Source organism: Adhaeribacter pallidiroseus (assembly GCF_003340495.1).
Classification (GTDB): Bacteria; Bacteroidota; Bacteroidia; order Cytophagales; family Hymenobacteraceae; genus Adhaeribacter; species Adhaeribacter pallidiroseus.
In genome coordinates this window covers 3,687,512-3,706,857 of record NZ_QASA01000001.1, presented here as the reverse complement: position 1 = coordinate 3,706,857, position 19,346 = coordinate 3,687,512, and the positions used below count along the sequence as shown (strand labels likewise).

General features: G+C 41.9%; 13 protein-coding genes. 10 read left to right on the top strand and 3 right to left on the bottom strand.

The window, feature by feature from the left end:
• The first annotated feature begins 341 nt into the window (after positions 1–341).
• The 6 genes from AHMF7616_RS14780 to AHMF7616_RS27955 all read left to right on the top strand — a co-directional run bounded on the left by AHMF7616_RS14780 (position 342) and on the right by AHMF7616_RS27955 (position 6,017).
• Positions 342–1,064: a DUF5020 family protein gene (locus tag AHMF7616_RS14780; RefSeq protein ID WP_115373590.1), complete on the top strand. Its 723-nt coding sequence runs from the start codon at positions 342–344 to the stop codon at positions 1,062–1,064.
• 511 nt (positions 1,065–1,575) lie between these two features.
• Positions 1,576–2,601 (top strand): alcohol dehydrogenase catalytic domain-containing protein, encoded by a 1,026-nt coding sequence (locus AHMF7616_RS14775; protein ID WP_115373589.1) that lies wholly within the window; start codon positions 1,576–1,578, stop codon positions 2,599–2,601.
• A 333-nt stretch (positions 2,602–2,934) separates the two neighbouring features.
• Positions 2,935–4,278, top strand: coding sequence for a Gfo/Idh/MocA family protein (locus tag AHMF7616_RS14770; RefSeq protein ID WP_115373588.1), 1,344 nt, complete (start codon positions 2,935–2,937; stop codon positions 4,276–4,278).
• Between the two features lie 408 nt (positions 4,279–4,686).
• The gene (locus AHMF7616_RS14765; protein WP_233507574.1) at positions 4,687–5,178 is read left to right on the top strand and encodes a DUF1003 domain-containing protein; all 492 of its coding nucleotides are present in this window, start codon (positions 4,687–4,689) and stop codon (positions 5,176–5,178) included.
• Positions 5,179–5,188: 10 nt separating this feature from the next.
• The gene (locus tag AHMF7616_RS14760) at positions 5,189–5,494 is read left to right on the top strand and encodes a hypothetical protein (RefSeq protein ID WP_115373586.1); all 306 of its coding nucleotides are present in this window, start codon (positions 5,189–5,191) and stop codon (positions 5,492–5,494) included.
• Between the two features lie 367 nt (positions 5,495–5,861).
• Positions 5,862–6,017: an AcvB/VirJ family lysyl-phosphatidylglycerol hydrolase gene (locus tag AHMF7616_RS27955; RefSeq protein ID WP_115375627.1), complete on the top strand. Its 156-nt coding sequence runs from the start codon at positions 5,862–5,864 to the stop codon at positions 6,015–6,017.
• 336 nt (positions 6,018–6,353) lie between these two features.
• Here the strand turns inward: AHMF7616_RS27955 and AHMF7616_RS14740 are convergent, their stop codons facing one another.
• On the bottom strand, positions 6,354–6,788 hold the full coding sequence (locus AHMF7616_RS14740) for a PRC-barrel domain-containing protein (RefSeq protein WP_115373583.1): 435 nt from the start codon (positions 6,786–6,788) through the stop codon (positions 6,354–6,356).
• Between the two features lie 1,062 nt (positions 6,789–7,850).
• Between AHMF7616_RS14740 and AHMF7616_RS14735 the strand changes: the two genes are divergently transcribed.
• On the top strand, positions 7,851–9,653 hold the full coding sequence (locus AHMF7616_RS14735; RefSeq protein ID WP_115373582.1) for a carbohydrate-binding protein: 1,803 nt from the start codon (positions 7,851–7,853) through the stop codon (positions 9,651–9,653).
• A gap of 249 nt (positions 9,654–9,902) precedes the next feature.
• Here AHMF7616_RS14735 and AHMF7616_RS14730 read toward each other — a convergent pair whose 3' ends face one another.
• Positions 9,903–14,366, bottom strand: a complete 4,464-nt coding sequence (locus tag AHMF7616_RS14730; protein ID WP_115373581.1) for a DUF7619 domain-containing protein — start codon at positions 14,364–14,366, stop codon at positions 9,903–9,905.
• A 197-nt stretch (positions 14,367–14,563) separates the two neighbouring features.
• Between AHMF7616_RS14730 and AHMF7616_RS14725 the strand changes: the two genes are divergently transcribed.
• The gene (locus tag AHMF7616_RS14725) at positions 14,564–15,700 is read left to right on the top strand and encodes an aldose epimerase family protein (RefSeq protein ID WP_115373580.1); all 1,137 of its coding nucleotides are present in this window, start codon (positions 14,564–14,566) and stop codon (positions 15,698–15,700) included.
• Positions 15,701–16,096: 396 nt separating this feature from the next.
• On the top strand, positions 16,097–16,966 hold the full coding sequence (locus AHMF7616_RS14720; RefSeq protein WP_147275690.1) for an SMP-30/gluconolactonase/LRE family protein: 870 nt from the start codon (positions 16,097–16,099) through the stop codon (positions 16,964–16,966).
• Between the two features lie 116 nt (positions 16,967–17,082).
• Here the strand turns inward: AHMF7616_RS14720 and AHMF7616_RS14715 are convergent, their stop codons facing one another.
• Positions 17,083–17,535, bottom strand: coding sequence for a hypothetical protein (locus tag AHMF7616_RS14715; RefSeq protein WP_233507573.1), 453 nt, complete (start codon positions 17,533–17,535; stop codon positions 17,083–17,085).
• Between the two features lie 335 nt (positions 17,536–17,870).
• On the opposite strand from AHMF7616_RS14715, the gene AHMF7616_RS14710 reads away from it, so the two are divergent.
• Positions 17,871–19,067 (top strand): multidrug effflux MFS transporter, encoded by a 1,197-nt coding sequence (locus AHMF7616_RS14710; protein WP_158546179.1) that lies wholly within the window; start codon positions 17,871–17,873, stop codon positions 19,065–19,067.
• The last annotated feature ends 279 nt before the right edge of the window (positions 19,068–19,346 follow it).

Genomic DNA, 19,346 nt, shown 5'->3' with positions numbered 1-19,346 from the left:
TTTGGCCTCCTCTTTAGCATGAAGAACAAATACGGAGTAATTTTTAAACTTTTCGCGCCGATTACCAATCCGGTATGGTCCAGAATCTCGTTTGAAAAAAACTTGCTATCCGTTTCGGAAAGGGGAATGGTTAAGGAGTAATGAAAGCACTTTTCGTAGGCCTCTTGAAACAAACGAAGAAAAATTGCTTCATTTAAATCTCTCATTTTTATTATTTATCTATTCTATTTACGAATTTCTTTCGGAATTCCGGCAAAATTCTGGAAAGTTCCACCGTAATTCCACGGTTCTGCCTAACAAAAGCAGTTTTTTGTTAAAGTTATCATTAAACCTTAACTTTTATGAAATACCTGTTTGTTGCGCTGTTCTTCTTGTTTTATATTCCGGTAACCTCCCAAAATCTTCAATTACATTACGACTTCCGGCATACCGTCGATCCTAAGTTAAATGCCGTTAATTTCCCGACGTTGAGTTTTGAGTATTTTAAGGATATAGATACGGTAGGTACCGGCTCTTTTCTGTTAAAGTTTCAGGCCGATTTTAAAGGCAAGAAGAACAACGTAGCCCAAGCATTTACGCAGATTTCCCAATCGTTGCGATTCTGGAAACCAAAGGTATACTTATATCTGAACTACAGCGGTGGTTTAGGTTTAACGCCGGATGCTTACGGGTTTTACCTGCCAAATGCGTGGGCAGTGGGCGTTTCGTACCCGTTCCAGTGGAAGGGGGCTTGGTTTGCCACCAATGTAGCCGCCCGGTACAATGCTTTTGATAAACCTAGTTACGACCCGCAATTCACCTTTTACTTCGGCAAAGGATTCCGAAACTATAGCATTTTCCTGGCCGGCAGTTTTGTGGCCTGGACGGAAAACCAGAATCAGGGAAACGATTACACCCGGCATCTTACCGGTAAAAAATTCGCTTTTTTCGGCGATCCGCAAATTTGGTTCCGAGTAAAAAACAAATTTTCTGCGGGCTCCAAGTTTAATATTTATTATCATTTAATAAGCAGCAGTAATTCCGTGCAATTATATCCCACCTTAGGAACAAAATACCAATTCTGAAATAGATTAGAAGCTGGCGCCGGATCACAATTCTCAGGCTTTAAAAAAAAGATCTGGTTTTCCTAAACACATTGGGAAATTATAAGCCTGCACTTGGTTATCGCTTTAGCCTTTTCGGCCGGACTATCCGCTGAAAGTTTTTATAGCGGTAATTAAATTGTTTTGCTTTGTCACCCCATTCTTCCGGTTTAGCTATTCGTAGCGGTAAACCAGTATTTTATTTCTTTTCACAAAATCTACCAAAATTGCTTCGGATTACTCTTAACTCGGGTTAGCGGCGGCACTTTTATCGGAAGGCTTTGCGCGGGAAAATATACCGAAACACAAAAACAGCCCCGCCATTATTTATTTTAGAATTTTATACCGTGTTAATTTAGATAAATAGAAACTAGTTCCGTTGAATAATTTTTACCGGAAATATGCAGCTACTGCAAAATTTTAGAACTGAATACCATCCGGCACCAGCATTTAGAGTATACATTTAAAATTTAAAAAATTTAATTTATTGCCCATGATGCAACGCCAGGTATACCGCATGCCCAAAGCGGGCTCCATTGATTACTTAAAATTACAAACCGAAATCCTCGCTCCGCCAAAACCCGACGAAGTCTGCGTTATGGTAAAAGCCATTGGGTTAAACTTTGCCGATATTTTTGCGATGCAAGGGTTGTACAGCGCTACGCCTAAGGGTTCGTTCGTGCCCGGCTTGGAGTATTCCGGCGAAATTATAGCGGTGGGAGCCGAAGTGAAAAATTGGCAGGTGGGTGATAAAGTAATGGGAGTTACCAAGTTTGGTGGATACGCTTCCCACCTTAACAGTCATTACCGGTACGTGGTGCCACTGCCCGAAGATTGGAGCTTTGCGGAAGGAGCCGGTTTTCTGGTACAAGGGCTTACTGCTTATTACGCGCTTCTGGAACTAGGTAATTTACAACCGGGCATTACGGTGCTTATCCACAGTGCGGCCGGTGGCGTAGGCATTCTGGCAAACCGGATTTGTAAAATAGTAGGTGCGCAAACTATTGGCACCGTGGGGCAAGCGGATAAAGTAGATTTTTTAAAAAAACAAGAAGCTTACGATGCTATTATTCTGCGGGATAAGCATTTTGCCCAAAATTTAAAAAATACCTTAGGCGAACGGCCATTGTTATTGATCATGGAATGCATTGGTGGCAAAATTTTGCAACAAGGCTGGAATGCTTTGGCTCCCATGGGGCGTATGGTGATTTACGGCAACGCAAGTTTTGCCAGCCATAGTGCTAAACCTCATTATCCTGGGCTCTTTTGGAAGTTTCTACGGCGCCCCAAAATAGATCCGCTCCGGTTACCTACGCTCAATAAATCTATCATGGGTTTTAATTTGATTTACCTGTATGAGCAAACCGACCTCATGCACCAATTACTTTATAAGCTCCAGGCGCTTGCATTAGCTCCTCAGCACATTGGCCACGTGTACCCTTTTAAGGCTATGCACCAAGCAATTCACGTATTTCAGCGCGGCAAAACGGTGGGCAAAGTAGTAGTACAGGTAGCATAGTCAAAAATTATCTTTTTTTTAAATTTAACTTTAAAACCAGCTAAAAACTTCTCTGGATAAATGCATGCAATTGCAGCGGAAAATTTGTAAACTGCACCTGGGTAATCCTTTTTGTTCAGTTGGTTCGGTTATTTTTGCGAGTACATAAAGCCGATAAATCAGGTTGATTTTTAATTTTTTAAATTCTCGTGTCCCGATTTAATGTACTTCTTACTTTATTATAAAAATTGCTAGTAATACATGATTACGTAACTGTAGTTTGTTTTCATGTTTATTGCACAACTTTTAATGTGGCGAAGCACCAATATCTAAATACTTTAAATAAGCGGTAAAATGATAAACAGTAACAATAACTCCCGCCGGGAATTTATTAAAAAAGCCGGTCTGGGTTCGGTTGGTTTAGCCTTTGGCATGAGCGCTAAAAGTTACGCCAGTATTATGGGCGCTAACGACCGGGTACGCATGGGGTTTGTGGGCGTAAACGGCCGCGGCAACGGCATGACCAAAAACTTTGCCCGCCAAGCAGGTTGCGAAGTGATGTACGTGTGCGACGTAGATGCTACAGCCATGGCCAAAACCATTTCGGGGGTAGGGGAGATCAGCAAAAAGAAACCAAAAGGTGTAAAAGATTTCCGGACTATTTTAAATGATAAAAACCTGGATGCCGTCTACATTGCCACCCCGGACCATTGGCATGCGCCCGCTGCAATTTTGGCCTGCCAGGCCGGTAAACACGTGTACGTCGAGAAACCTTGCAGCCATAACCCCTACGAAGGCGAGTTACTGGTAGAAGCCGCCCGCAAATATAACCGCATTGTGCAAATGGGTAACCAGCGCCGGTCGTGGCCCCGCATTATGGAATGCATGGAGGAGCTAAAATCCGGGGCTATTGGCAAAGCTTATTTAGCGAAAGGCTGGTACACCAACAATCGTAAACCCATTGGCAAGGGCAAGCAAATACCCGTGCCGGCTAATTTGGATTATGAATTGTGGCAAGGCCCGGCGCCCCGCAAGCCTTACCAGGATAATTTGATTCATTACAATTGGCATTGGTTCTGGAACTGGGGCACCGGCGAAGCCCTGAATAATGGTACCCACGAAATAGATGTGATGCGCTGGGGCCTGGGCGTAGAGTATCCGACCCGGGTAACTTCGGTAGGCGGGCGTTACGCTTACCAAGACGATTGGGAAACGCCAGATACCCAAATTATCAGTATGGACTTTCCGGGTAATATTGCTATCACCTGGGAAGGCCGCAGCTGCAACAATTACCCCATCGAAGGCAGCGCCCGGGGCGCTATTTTTTACGGCGATAAAGGCACCATTGTCACGACGGGCGATAATGATTATACCATTTATGATATGAATAATAAAGTGGTAAAAAAAGTGCAAGACGAAGCCAAGACTAATACCATTGATCCGGCCGGCCCCGGCGATAAACTAGATGCCTTCCACATCAACAATTTTCTGGATTGCGTCCGAACGGGTAAACGCCCGAACGGGGATATTGAAATTGGTCACAAAAGCGTATTGCTGTGCCAATTAGGAAACATTGCGCAACGTACCGGCCGGGTTTTAAACTGCGACCAAAAGAACGGCCATATTTTGAACGATAAAGAAGCTATGGCCTTGTGGCGGCGTGAATACGAGCCCGGTTGGGAGCCCAAATTAGTGTAAAACAAGCAATAACTATCATACAACAATGCCCCCGGAAATAATGCGCTGTGCTTTTATTTCCGGGGGCATTTATAGTTTGTGCATTTATGGCCCCCCTTCAATAAGCGGAAATGATTATAAGCGCACAGATGATTAAAAACATTATCCTACGGACATCTCCCCTTCAAAAATTTAAAAAACTTTTACCAGGCGAGCCTCCTCATCCGGCAAAAGCCATAAAAATTGGCTTATTTGTTTAAAAAAATAAAAAAACATGGCTTTATACGATTTGCCCGCCGAAGAAAATAATATTATTACAAAGCTTCACCAGATAAGTAGTTGGTCGTTATTAGTTGTTCGTTGTTCGTTGTTCGACCTATAAACTATTGATAATTAAAACATTACCTTGAAATATCCTTACGTTTATTTTTGTCCCGATACTTAGTAAACAACACGGTTAAAGAAGCGGAACTCATTACCGATAATCTGGCGAATCCGCCAAAAGAAATTTTGACCCGCGGGCAAAGCATCTCGGACAAAGTAGCCCGGTTTGGTGGAAGCTGGAAGTTTATTATTTACTTCTGCTGCTTTTTACTGGCCTGGATTATTCTTAACAGCTCGTTGCCCGGCTCCGAAGCTTTTGACCCGTATCCGTTTATTTTAATGAATTTAATTTTATCTTGTGTAGCGGCTCTGCAAGCGCCCATTATTATGATGAGCCAAAATCGCAAGGAAGAAAAAGACCGGATGCGCAGCGAAAACGATTACCTTATCAACCTGAAAGCCGAAGTAGAGATCCGCAGTTTACACCAGAAAATAGATTTGCTCCTGGAAGAACAGATGAAGCAACTATACCAGCATCAGGTAAAGCAATTAGAACTACTGCAACAAATACAAATGCAAATAAATAAAGCTTCTTAAATTAGTCTCGATGGATAATCAAAACGAAAATAACTCGCCGCACATTCTAAACACGTCGGCTAATTTGCTGGGGCTTTGTTTTATTGTGCTTACCTCTATAAAAGTGCTGAAACTAAAAACAGTTTCTATTATTGATGAGTTTACCTCCGTGGCCATCTTGTTTTTTATGGTGAGCAGCATATTGTCGTTTTTATCCATGCGGCACAAATCGTTGCGCAATTACCGGTACGAAAGAATAGCTGATTATGTATTTCTGGGTGGTCTTTGCTGCCTTTTTATTACTACCATGCTCATTGCTTTTAACATCATCAGTTAACAGTTACTAGGTATGAATTACCACTTACCATCTACCACTTTCCATTTACTATTTACTTATGTTTAGTCAGAAGTTATCAAACAGGCTATCGTCTGTGAACTATGGACTAATATTGAGCAACTTTGGTTAAAACAACCGGAGTTTGCACTTAATCCAGGGCGTGGGTATATACCAGGTATTTATTCGTTCAGGTGCCGGCAATTTTTTCTTTAAAAAATCGCAGACTGTGTACATGCGAAAACGGGTGTAAACTATTAGAAACAAATTGCAGCGCTTTTTTTCAGGAATGTTTGGTGTTTGTTCTAGATGCAAGAGAGGAGCCAGGCCTAAATTTAAAAAATAGAGATCCTGCGACTTATAATAATGGATTAATGGTACCAGTAAAAAATCTAATACTCCATTAAACCGCATTAGCCGTAATTTTAGCAGGCTATGGCAAAGAAAAAAAGCAATTTTAATGGGCTTTTCTTTTAATGCCGCGATAATTTTGTTCAGTTACACTGTTTTACCAATGTCAGTTTAACAAAAAAAAAATAAAAAAAGAGAGCTGCTGGCTTCTTCCAACTCCGCCGATTTTAAAGCTAGGCGCATCTATCATTACAATCAGAAAAACAGTATTCCGGTTATTCCGCAACTGCAAAAAATAGCTCCCGCTAAAATCCTGGTAATCTGCAATAATCTGAGAATGTCTATCTGCCATTACCCGTCAGCGGTTACCCCTGGAAAACTATTTCATGCGGTTTAAATCATGCTTTTAACCGCAAATACACGTATTCTGTTAAAATAATAAAGTAAATTATAAGGTAAGTCAGTTCTTAGCGTTCGAACAACAAGCAACTAAAAACAAGCAACAACTTATCTAGGTCAAGGAATTGCCGGTACTCGGACCCATAAAATTTCCCCAATAAGAACCGGCTCCTTGGTAGTAATTGTGGCTGTTGGTGCCGGGCCAATGGTCTTTGTCGAAACCGGGGGCTTGCTCAAATTGCTCTTTGCTGGCGTTTAAAATAAATTTCTCGTTGGCATTATCGAGTTGTAAAGCTTTAAATGGAATGGCAAATAATTTTTCGTTAATACCTAAAATTCCGGATTGTTCCAGTACTACGTAGGTAATATGGCCGGCGTGAATGTCCAACATAAGGTCCTTGATCTTGCCCAGGTTTTCACCTTGCGCATTATCTACCGGATCGCCGATAATAGAAGTAGCGGTTAAGATCTTGACCGGCCAATTGGCATTGCTTCCTTCCTGGTTCTGACCGGTGATATTATCTTGCATTAAATCGTTCTCGTTCATAATCGTATTTTTTAAAATTTTAATAATCTGGTAGATACTGCTAATGGGGTATACCGCTTTAAACCGTTTAAAGTTAATCTTTCAACGCAATTCTGGATAATAAAAGTAGTAGCAAGCAGCTAGGGTTATAGCGCCGCAGGCAAACAAGGCCAAGTATTTTAAGCGATCAAGTAAATAACTTTTTCGGCTACAGCAGAGGGCTTCGGGGTGAATAAACTAAGCCGGTTTTAGAGAAATTTTAGCGCTAGGCAATCTAAATTTAAAACTGCTATTACCAGCCAGCCTTTTGCATCGCTTGCAGCCAGTACCGTAAGCTATTTACGCTTGATCATTTTTGGTTTATCAAACAACTTTACCTACCTAAGTACTGGTGCAAAACTATAGGGATGAACGTGTGGGAATAAGTAGCTGATTATTTTAAATTTTATGCGTCGAGCAACGAACAACTCCTTACTCGTCCGGTCAGGTGAAAGTACAAACAATTATTTGGCAGCAACTCAAGAGTTTAGTGAAAAGCAAAATAGTAGCATTATTTGCTTGATTTTTTAGCTTTTTTTTAATAATTTATTGCATCCAGATATTACTTGCACAAAATAATTAATAAGCTATTTTGTGCTAAGTTGTTATCAGCTATTCTTCTAATCAATGGCTGGTAAAGCTGCTTTTGCATTCCTAGAATTATTCTATTTACTGCTACTTAGGCCAAAATTACGGTGCTTCCCAACACCAATCAGCGCGGAATAAGCACCCGACACCAGCGGAATTCCTGAAAAAATGACGGAGCTTATTGTGAAATCCTTTTTCGTTAAAAAGTATTTGCTGCTACAACTAATCAAAAACAATTTTTTAAGGCCTTAGACGCAACTATGGCTAAACGTGGCAATTTTGATTTTTACAAAAGTGAAGGCCAAAGTTATTTTTTAAAAAATCAGGCAGCACTGCTTTTTTTTAAGGTAAGTAGGTAACGGGGGTGGTTGCCACCGCCTTGTTTATCCTGCATCATCCCCTAACTCTTATCTCAAATCACTTACATAATTTTTAATAATTAAAAATTAAAGCATTATGAAAAAGCTAAACAACAATTTAATTAAGGTCTATTCTTTACTTTCCGGAAGCAGGCGACTTCTTTGTTTTATTTTAGTTACGGCTACTTTGTTTTTTACGGGTTGTGAAAAAGACTGGCCCAATTCAAACAAAGACATTAAGTATTCAGAAACCTCTAACTTAAGTACTACAGACCCATACGAAGCCGAAATGGCAGTTTTGAGTGGAGTAGTAGTTTCGGCCAATCAGCCTGGCTACACCGGATCTGGTTTTGCTGATTACGTAAACGCCTCCGGTGATTATATTGAGTGGACTATTAATTCTACCATTACCGGCTCTTTTGCATTGGAGTTCAGGTATGCCAACGGAGGAACCACCAACCGGCCTTTAAAAGTACAAGTAAATGGAGCAACTGTGGCGGCAAACCTTAGCTTTTCACCAACTAATGGCTGGGCCAAATGGTCTATTTCTGCGGTAAATGCTAATTTGGTGGTGGGCCCAAATAAAATTAGATTAACCGCAACGGGTAGCAATGGGCCAAACATCGATTATCTGGCGTTGAAAGCTGCCGTAAATCAATCCGGAAAGTTGGAGGCCGAAAATGCGCTTTTAAGTGGTGCCGTAGTAACTAATAATCAACCTGGGTATACCGGTACTGGTTTTGCTGATTATGTACATGCCTCCGGTGATTTTGTCGAATGGGCTATACCAGCAGCAGCAGCAGGTTCTTTTTCCCTGCAATTTAGATACGCCAATGGCGGAACTACGAATCGCCCTTTACAACTGCAGGTGAACGGAGTTACCGTAGCAGCTAGGCTTGCTTTTCCATCAACGGGTAGTTTTGCCAACTGGTCTCTGGTTTCCGCATCCGCTAATTTAATAGCGGGAGCTAATACAGTAAGATTAACCACTACTGGTTCTAATGGGCCAAATTTAGATAATCTTAGTTATAGCAGCGGCACAACCAAACACGTGCTTTACCTGGTCGATAATGGGTTTAGCAAGCTTCTTTTCCTGAATCAAAAAGACTCTTCGAAGAACTGGACCGTGGCAATCCCCGACGGTTCGCGCGACCTGCAGTTAGTCGCTAACAATAAACTGCTGGTAAGTCACGGCAATGGTGCTGCTGAATACGATCGTGCTACAGGTGCTAAAGGTTGGTCAATCAGTAACTACTCGGGTGTTTCAACGGCGCAGCGCCTCGCTAATGGCAATACCTTGCTGGGTTGGTCAAAGGCGGCATCCGGAGGCATGCCCGCTAAAGTTATTTTATCGGAAGTAAACAGCACCGGCAAAGAAGTTAAACAAGTTACCATCAACTACATTACCACCTTCCGCCTGGCCCGCCGGTTACCAAACGGTAATACTTTAATTACCGGTGATGCCAACGGCGATAAGAAATATAAAGTGTTTGAGGTAAATGCAAACGGTACTATTATCTGGCAACAATTACTGTATGGTGGTAAGGGCTACGTCGCCAACCGGCTCGCGAACGGCAACACGTATGCTACCATGGGACCGGTCGGTGACTTATACGAACCCGGTAAAGACGACAACAAGGTGCTACAACTGAGCTCAACCGGCTCTGTTGTGAAGTTCTGGGGCGGCATGGCCAATCACCCCAATGCGAGACTAAAAAAATTCTCCGGCTACAGCGTGGTTCCCGGCAATGGCAACCTTCTCGTCGCCAATTGGCTCGGCGATGGCAACGTGGGCACGGGCCCGCACGCGGTAGAATTCGACGCTAACAACAACTTAGTATGGAGTTGGGAAGATCACTCGGCCGCCAAGACCATTACCAACTTGCTCGTAGTGGACTAGGGAAACCTACCCGCGCAGACATACCGGATAAAAGCGTTGGGCATTCCAGTGTCCCACATTTCAGTAGCTGTACTAAAATTGTGGAATCCGCTGTACTTTCTTCGTAATTAAAAGATAACGATTACCGTAAAACTTAAAAGCCTTTCCAATTGATGGAAAGGCTTTTATGATAGATGCAGTTGAGCTTATCAGGAATGTAACTAATTCAAAAATTTAAAATTTTAACTGTTCCGGAGCAAGTTAAGTAGTTTACAGCCGAATTATTTGTTTAACCACGGCACCTTCCGAGGTTTGTAACCGCATGGTATATATTCCGGCCGGCAGCGCACGAAGCGAAAGTTGTCGTTCATCTTTCGAACTATTTTTTAAATTTTCGGTCAGAACCCGCTTCCCTACGGCATTGTATATGTCCAGGCTTTCTACCGTAAAGTTAGCTTTATACCAATTAATTATAATGGTTTCCTGCGTGGGATTCGGATAAACAGTTAAGGCCTCTTTGGGGTTTAAATCTAAAACTAAAAACTCCGAGCTGCCCGCTCTACCACCTGCTCCCGCTACGGTTAATGTTCCGGAACGCACCCCTTTGGGCGCCTCCACTACCAAAGAAGTTTGGCTAATTTTTAAAATTTTGGCCGCCTCCTTATTAATCAATACGGTATCCGCCTGGTTATCGGCATTAAAATTTCGGCCTTTGATGGTAATGACCGTTCCCGCATTGCCACTACTGGGAGTAAAGGAAGTAATAACTGGCGCCGGAATAAACGTAAAGGCCGTAGGAGAGTGGGTAACTCCGCCCGGCGTTTCCACTTGAATGTCGCCCGAGATGGCCTCAGCTGGTACTTGTACGCGCAGTGCCGTAGCGGTTGCCTGCATTACCTGGCTCGGAATGCCGGCAAACTGCACCTTGTTGCGCGAAGTCTCTTCGGCAAAGTCATTTCCTGTTATAGTCAAAATAGTACCGGCTTTCCCTTTGGCTGAGTTAAAACCAGTAATTACGGGTGGGTACCATATTCTAAATTCCTGGGCACTTTCAGCTTGTCCGCCGCGGGTTTTTATTAAAATTTTACTGCGCCTGGCGGCAGCCGGTACTGCTACTTGTAAACTGGTTTCCGATGCTGCCAGAACTTTGGCCGGCGTTTTATTAAATAGAACAGTATCCAAGGCTAGTTCCGGCGCAAAATATTTTCCGGTTAAAGTAATTACCTGGCCCGTTACACCTTCGTTTACCGAAATACCCGTGAGGGTTGGTGCTTGAAAAATAAAGTAATCTGTTTGGCTTTGGGCTACACCATCGGGGGTAGTAATTTTTATTTTACCCGAAAGAGCATTATTTGGCACCCTAACAGTAAGTTCCTCCGGTGAGGTGCTCAATATAGTTGCTTTAACGCCATTAAACGTAACAGTATTTTCAGTCAGGTTAGTCCCAAAATTACTACCCAGAATAATAACCACTTCTCCAGTCCGGCTTTGTGCCGGTGAAAAGCTATGTATGGTTGGCATGGTAATAATATTTTGCACTTTTAACTGCTTACCGGCATTTACTACCCGCGGTACGTCGTAGATTTGGTTAACGGTGGTGTTCGTCCGCACAGGCTCGTTGTAATCGAAGAAGATATCGGCATAATTTTTAATTTCTTTCTTTTCCGGCAGGTTTAGTTTAGGCTTTATACTAAAACTGATAAAGCCATTGCTGCCCGCCTGGTTGTGAGTACTGTCGGGCAATAAGATATTATCAAAAGTAAAAGTTAAAATTGGCTGTATTTTTCCCGAAATACTTAAAGTATACGCGTGCGAAGAAGCACCTACCTGCAAAGTGCTTACATCCAGATCCTCCGCTAAAGTATCTACTACTACTACCCGGTAAGCCACATCGTTACCCGTATTCTGAAACCGGATGGTATAGCGTAAAGGCGTGTTGGTGGGGGTATAATGGTTAGCCGTAAGGCCAACCGGAATTGCCTGCTTATCGTTGGGGTCATAAGAATCTAAAATGGGCTGGCAATCTTCGGATATTTCGGGTTCGGAATCATCGGGCGGGTAGGCCATCATGAGTGGTTCGGGCGCTCGCGCCGCATTCTTGCTTTTTACTTCCAGGTTAGTGCTGGCCGTAGCTTTTAGAGGGTGGCCTTCCGGCTGGTCTACTTCCACGCGCACTACCCGGCCAGTTGGGGTAAAACGGAGCACCAGGCTATCGCCAGCCACCAATTGGTATTTGCTTTTTAAAACCAAATCCACATCCTGAAAAACCCGGAAAGCCAAGCTATCCGTCATGTTGCCTTGTCCTTGGTTTTGAATTACAAAACGGGCTTGTTCTTCTGTTGTTATTTTACCCGTAACACTTATTTCGGCTTTGTTCCAGTTAGAAGGTGTAGTATACGTATTGGCCGGTGTAATCCAGGCTTTGGTGCAAACTGTTAAACCCCGGATGGAAGGATCGTTGCAGGAAACAGAGTCGATAATGGTAATGGTGCCCCGCTGGTTTGGTTGCAAGACACCCACTGCAAAAATGTAGTTGCCTTTACTATCTTGGGTGTACTCGGCATTAGCCGAAATAAAATGAACAAACTCTGGTAATTGCACCATTACTTTGGCATTTTGGGACGTAGCAAAACCCGTGTTCGCGTAAGTAACCATAGTGGTATTCCGGAAGCAACGCCGGCGCCGGTTAGAAGCTACTTCCACATTCAATATGGAGTTGGAACTTACTTGGTTACCAAAGTTTAGACCATTAACTACGGTGTCGAAATACGGAACCGCAATAATTTGGTTAAAAGCATCTGGGCAGGTGGAAGTTATAGTTCTTCCAATTTCTTGTGGCAAAAGAGTTTTAAGGGTATAATTGCCAGTGCCTACCGGTATAGAATAATTACCTTGTTCATCCGAAACCCCATAGTAGGTACCCGGCTCAGCCGTTACTACAATATAAGGCAAGGGTTTTTCATTGTCATCGAACTGGCAGTTTCTGTTCGTATCCTGGTAGATTTTTCCAGTAATGAAACTTTGCTTTGTTGTATTTTCAACTAAATACTCATAAACAAAAAAGTCATTCAGAATGAGTATGCGCGTACTGTTTTGATTGATGGATATTTTACCAGCAACGCCTTCTAAACTAGGTGCTTCGTGTCCAGATGCATCATACCGGCGAATGAAATTATTTTTTCCATTCCAGGCATAAATATTTCCGGATAAATCTACCGCCAGGGAGGCAGGTTGATGGAAATCAACGGAGTCTCCCGGAGTACCCGAAGCGTTCATCTCGAGTATTACCCTACCATCCGGAGTAAATTTCTGAATGCGATCACCATTATAATCGGAAACATAAATGCTACCCTTATGATCTACATCAAGTGCCTTGGGAAAGTATATCTTTCCTTTACCTGTACCATGGGTAATTATTTTTCCAAGATACTCGCCAGATGAATTAAGTTTGCGAATGCAGCCTTGGTAATAATCCGTTACATACATATTACCATGAATATCCAATGCAAAATCAGTGAACTTGCTATTCTGAGCATCCGCACCAAAGTTTTCGTATTTGGCTACGAATTTTCCCTCCTTATTAAACTTTTGAATTCGAGTCCAATTGTATGTATTTTCGTTTTCGAGAACGTATAAGTTACCCAATTCGTCTGTTTTCGAAGTAACTGGAGTCACAAATGCCCCTTCTTTCCAGTCTGTAGATCCAAATTGAAATTCTAAACCTCCATTCTGATTGTATTTTCTTATAAGTGGATCTGAGGTTAACGCTACCAGATAAAAATCATTTTGATAGTCTTGGGTTATTGCTTTCGCAAACTTAAATCCGCCAAATCTTTTTATTAAACTTCCATCTGGGCTAAAAATATGAATGTCACTGGAGCCTTCTTCCATCTTATCAGAAACATACAAGTTTCCTTCTGAATTTATAGCCAGCCTTATTCTTTCCCTATTTAAAAAACCTGGTTGGGGGTATGGATTGCCATAACTCTGTAAATACTGTCCAGAGGAGGTAAACTTATGAATTTTGCCTTCTATTGAGTTAGTAATATACATATTCTCATTTTCATCCAGAACCAAAGTATTTACGAAACCTCCAGAAACTTCAAAGTTTGAAAGAGTAATATTAAAGTTTTCGAGTAATTGGCCTTGATTATTTATTTTAACAATCCGGTAATCTTCAGTTAAAATATATATAATTCCACTTTTGCTAACCGTAACAGCCATTGGCTTATTAAATTTTTTGGGTGAATCAGGGAGTTTAAATTCAAATACAAATTTACCTTTAGCATCAAATTTCTGTATTCGGTCGTTTTCGACTTCAGCTATGTATATATTGCCAGCTTCGTCTAAAGCTAATCCATTTGAAAACCAAATTTGGCCTTGTTTGTGGCCCCTTGAACCGACTTCTAACATTAAATCTCCCTGCGGATTATACTTTTGGATAGTATATTCTGTGAGATTTAAAAAATACATGTTTCCATCATTATCTAAAGCCAAATTCATTGCTCCATTTTCACTATTAAAAGCGAATGAATTAATCAGCACTCCTTGTGGATTAAATTTGTTAATAAAATTGTCTTCCAAAACATACAGGAAATTATCCTTATCGAGAGCTATGTCCCAGGGAGAATCAATGGGAGTACCAAAAGTGCGGTTTAGTTTTAATTCCGGCACCTGAGCCCGAACAAGAAAAGAAGTTAAAAAAAGTAATGTTGCTAGTAAAAGTGTACGCATAAGCCTTTGGATAGAAATGATTATGCAAATATATTAAAAATAATATATTTAAGTTGCCAGTTAGATACTCATTTAATTTAAGCGCTTACTCAGTTGTAAAAATTTAAAAAACTGTCAAAAAGTATCTTTCCAAACCACTTTCCTGATTCTAAACAAAATTTTAGTATATTACCCAGTCTCATTCTTAATCTCTCGCTATGAAAACCAGTAGCTTGTTGCTCTTGGCATATTATGCGCTGTTCCATGCTTTTAACAATCCGGCATCAGGTAAAGCCAAAGCCGGTATTACCCAAGCAATCTTTGGTACCATGCCCGACGGGAAAGAAGCGCATTTGTTTACGCTCACCAATGCGGCCGGCATGGAAGTAAAAATTACCAATTACGGGGGCCACATCGTTACCTGGACGGCTCCGGATAAAAACAATAAACAGGAAAATATAACCTTAGGGGTACCTACTTTCGCCGATTATTTAAAAGGAACGCCGGCTTTCGGACCGATTATTGGCCGCTACGGCAACCGCATTGCAAAAGGTAAACTGGTGCTGAACGGCAAAGAATATAATTTACCCACCAACGGCAGCGGCAACCACATGCACGGGGGCAAAGTAGGTTTTGATAAAAAATTGTGGAATGCCACACCGGTAAATGGGGCCGAGCCCGCTTTAAAATTGCACTATACTTCCCCGGACGGCGAAGAAGGTTACCCGGGTACGTTGAACGTGGACGTTACCTACACCTTGCAAAAAGATAATGCCTTGCGCATTGATTACCGGGCTACTACTGATAAAGTAACCGTGGTGAATTTAACCAACCACGCGTATTTTAATTTGAGCGGGATGAAACGCGATGTTTTAAACCAACAACTCCTGATTAAAGCTGATAAATTTTTGCCAACCGATCCCACGCAAATTCCGACGGGTGAATTGAAACCGGTAAAGGGAACGCCTTTTGATTTTACCAAACCTACCGTAGTGGGTGCCCGCATTAACGACACTACCGATACGCAAGTTAAATACGGTTTTGGCTACGACCATTGCTGGGTATTTACCGATCAATCTAAAAAATTAAAATTAGGAGCCACGGTTTACGAACCCAAAAGCGGCCGCTTCATGGAAATGTACACCACCGAACCGGGTGTGCAAATTTACACCGGCAATCATTTAAACGGGAAAGTCCAGGGAGTAGAAGGCGTGCCTTATACGAGGCGATTTGGTCTGTGCCTCGAGACGCAGCATTTCCCCGATTCGCCGAATCATCCCAATTTTCCGAGTACTACGCTTCGGCCCGGTGAGAATTACCAATCTACTACGGTTTATAAATTGTCCGTAAAGTAATTTTTTTAAATTTCGGACGGATTATCTACCTGGTTATTAATTCTTCCTTCCGGAAAAAGGGTTTTTGGAATCAAAAAGATATTTTATTCTGGAAGAAGGAGTTAGGTACGGCAAGAAACAAAGGAAAACAGCTTTTTCTAACCTTCCGGTAAACGCAGGCCAATCGTTACTTAATTTACAGTTACCCTAATCAGTAGCTCGGGTAGGATGAACTTTGCTTTTAGCCCAACTAGTCTCTCCAGATTATTGCAATTCGGTAAAGGTTTATCTATATTTCCAAAATTTGATTTTACTTTTAAATAATGTCCTTCGGTAAACTCAAATTAAAGTTTTTACAATTAACTACTTGTTAGCTATCTAACTGTTGAATATCGAACAACTAACCTTAATAATCCTATGATGAATAAGCAATTCGTAAAATCGTGTGTTTTGGGCAGCCTGTTGTTGGGTTTCGCTCACCTAAGTAGCCCGGTGCTGGGCCAAACGGTAAGTTTAAATAAAAAGTGGGAAACCAGCGCAACCCTAAAAGAGCCAGAGTCGGTGTTGTACGATAAAGCGAACAAGGTGCTTTATGTTTCCAATATTAATAATCCGGCGGGTAACGCCGATGGCAACGGCTCTATTGGTCGGGTTTCTTTAAACGGCAATATCCAGAAAGTAGAGTGGGTAGTAGGCGGCATGGATTCGCCAAAAGGTTTGGGCTTAGCCAAAGGGCTTTTGTACGTAGCCGATTTAACTAAAGTAGTGGTAATTGATACCAAAACGGCCAAAGTGGTACGTACCATTCCGGTAAACGATGCTGGCATGTTAAACGACATTACCGTAGATGCGCAAGGCGTCGTGTATGTGTCGGACTCGGATAAAAAACGAGTATACCGCCTGAATAATAACCAGGCCGAAGTGTGGCTGGAAAAAGACTTTTTTCAAAAACCCAATGGCTTGCTGGCGCATCAAAATAAATTTTACCTGATTGATATGACGGCCGGCATTTTTTACGAAGTAGATACAAAGACCAAAGAACTACGCCAAATAGCCGAAGGCTTAAAAGGCGGCGACGGTATTATTCCGTACGGCAAAGATTTTATTATCTCTAATTGGAACGGCGAAATTAACTACGTAACCGCTGGTGGCCAGGTAACCAAGTTGCTCGATACCAAAGCCGAAAAAGTAAATGCCGCCGATATTGAATACATACCCGAACAGAATTTACTTCTGGTACCTACTTTTTTCGCGAATAAAGTTGTGGCCTACCAGGTTAAAAAGTAATGAGAATTGGGGAGAGCAAAAGCCCTGCTGCTTCACATTTTTAAATTTTATACCAGCTACCATTCAATAGCAGCTTATAGCCTAAGCTTTTAAATGGTGGCTGGTATTTTTTAGGGTTAATGCCGCGATTGTATTTCTATGTAAGATTTTCCTTCATTGGCTAACGCATCGGTAAATAATTTAAGATGTTCTTTGCCGGTTGTTTCCCCAAACATTCTGGTTAATAAATTTTCAATGTCGTAATTTCCTTTCGGGATAACCGGGTCCATGATAAAAAAGTAGGCGTAGGTACCGTCCGGCTCGGCGGCGGTTGGTTGTAAAATGCGCGTCTGGCGAAAAACCTTTTGTTCTTCTTTGCTGAGCTTAGTGGCTCCCGGCCAGAAAATTTCGTGTAAAAAACGTTCAAACTGCATCCGTTTATCTGCTTTTACATAATTTACGATTACCCCAACCGAATCACCAGAGGCGGCAGTGGAGCGAGGAGTTTGCTTTGTTTGACTATAAGCAGGGTCCGGGATAATTCCTATTAACAAAATACCTAACAACAAAGACAGTAATAGTGCTTTCATAAGTGATTACAGATTTGTGTGAACAATAAATAATGGCATTTATAACGCGATCAGCTTGATGTACTGCTGGGTTTTAGAAGGTCCGGCAAAAAGGCAGAAAGCGGGTATTATTGAAAAAAACTAATCGAAAACTTGTAAGCGATTACTAATTAGCGAGAAAGGCTGTAAATAAATAAATTTAAAATTTTCCGAAATAATACCAAAAAGTAGTTTTAGAATGTATTAAAATTGTTTATTGGCCTATTTGCTGAATTCTTAAACTAAAAGGGACGAGAGTTGATAAAGTGGGTTTTTAATCGTACTGTCTGATTTACATTCCTGTTTTTAAAATTACTTTGGTAAATCACCCAATTGCCCAAAACAGCTCGGCCAGGTATACCCTGTTCATTATTCTTACCTTAGGCATCCTCACGGCCATTGGGTCTATTTCCATTGATATGTACTTGCCGGCTTTTCCGGTGATGGCCCAATATTTTAAAGTGCCGATTGTTAAAATCGAGCATTCGGTAACGGTATTTCTTTTCGGAATGGCCTTCGGGCAATTGTTTATTGGTCCGTTATCGGATGTATGGGGCCGGACTAGGCCGTTAAAAATTGGTTTGCTGACTTATATCTTGTGTGCGGTGGCGGGCATGCTCACCAGCCATTTTGCCCTGTTTTTAGTTTGGCGGTTTGTGCAAGGATTAGCCGGGAGCACCTGCCAGGTAATTTCCCGGGCTTTGGTAAATGATTTATACGGCGGCCGGAAAGCAGCCCATGTTTTTACGCTGCTGCAAATCATTATGGGCGTTTCCCCAATACTGGCACCTACAATTGGCGGCTTTTTGGCCACCGCCGGCACCTGGCAATATTTGTTTTTGCTGATGGCCCTGATCTCGGGAGTGGCGTTGCTTGGGTGCTTTACCGTATTACCACCTGGCAAAGTGCCCGCCGTAAATAAAACACTTAATCTTTCGGCAATCCGGTTTGGTTACGCGCAAGCTATCAAAAATCCGGCTTTTATTAATTATGCTTTAGTACGGGCAATTACCAACAGCGCTGCTTTTTCGTTTATTACGGCTTCTCCTTTTGTATTTACCCAACTGTACCACCTAAGTAAAAAGCAATATGGATTTCTATTTTCGGGGCTGGCCATAGGTGTTATTACCGCCGGGGTTGTTAATACTTTTTTACTGAAACATTTCTCAATTAAACATATTACCCAAAAGGCTACTATGGTGCAAATGTTAGCTGTTTTTGCGGGTATTTTTATTATTTATTTTCAGGCGCCGTTAGCAGTATTATTGGGGATATTGTTGGTATTTACGAGCATGCTGGGCCTGATCTTGCCTAATGTTACGGCGTTGTACCTGGCGGCGGTGCCGGCTCACAATGGGTCTGCTTCGGCGCTGATAGGGTCTATGAGTTACTTGTCGGCTTTCTTTATTACTTCCCTGCTGAGTTTGCTGCACAACAATACTGCTTACCCCATGATTATTATGATGTGGTGCTGCACCGTTGTAGCATTTATTTGCCTGCGGTACAGAACTTAAATTATCGTGGATCAGGCAAAATTTAAAAAATGGCCAGCCTAGGTAAATTGGAGACCAGAAGGATTGTTTACTTTTCGCAGTGCGGTTTAAGGAAATATTGCGTAACTCCTCGGGTTTATCGAATTAAATAGGAATACTTTTAAAACAGAAAAGAGCTTCTCCCGAATTGGGAAAGACTCTTTTCTGTTTAGAAACATTTAATGAAAAATATTTAATTAGGCAAAATGGTGAAAAGCTAAATTCGTTTGTTTCAACTTCTCTGGTTTGTATTTTACTAAT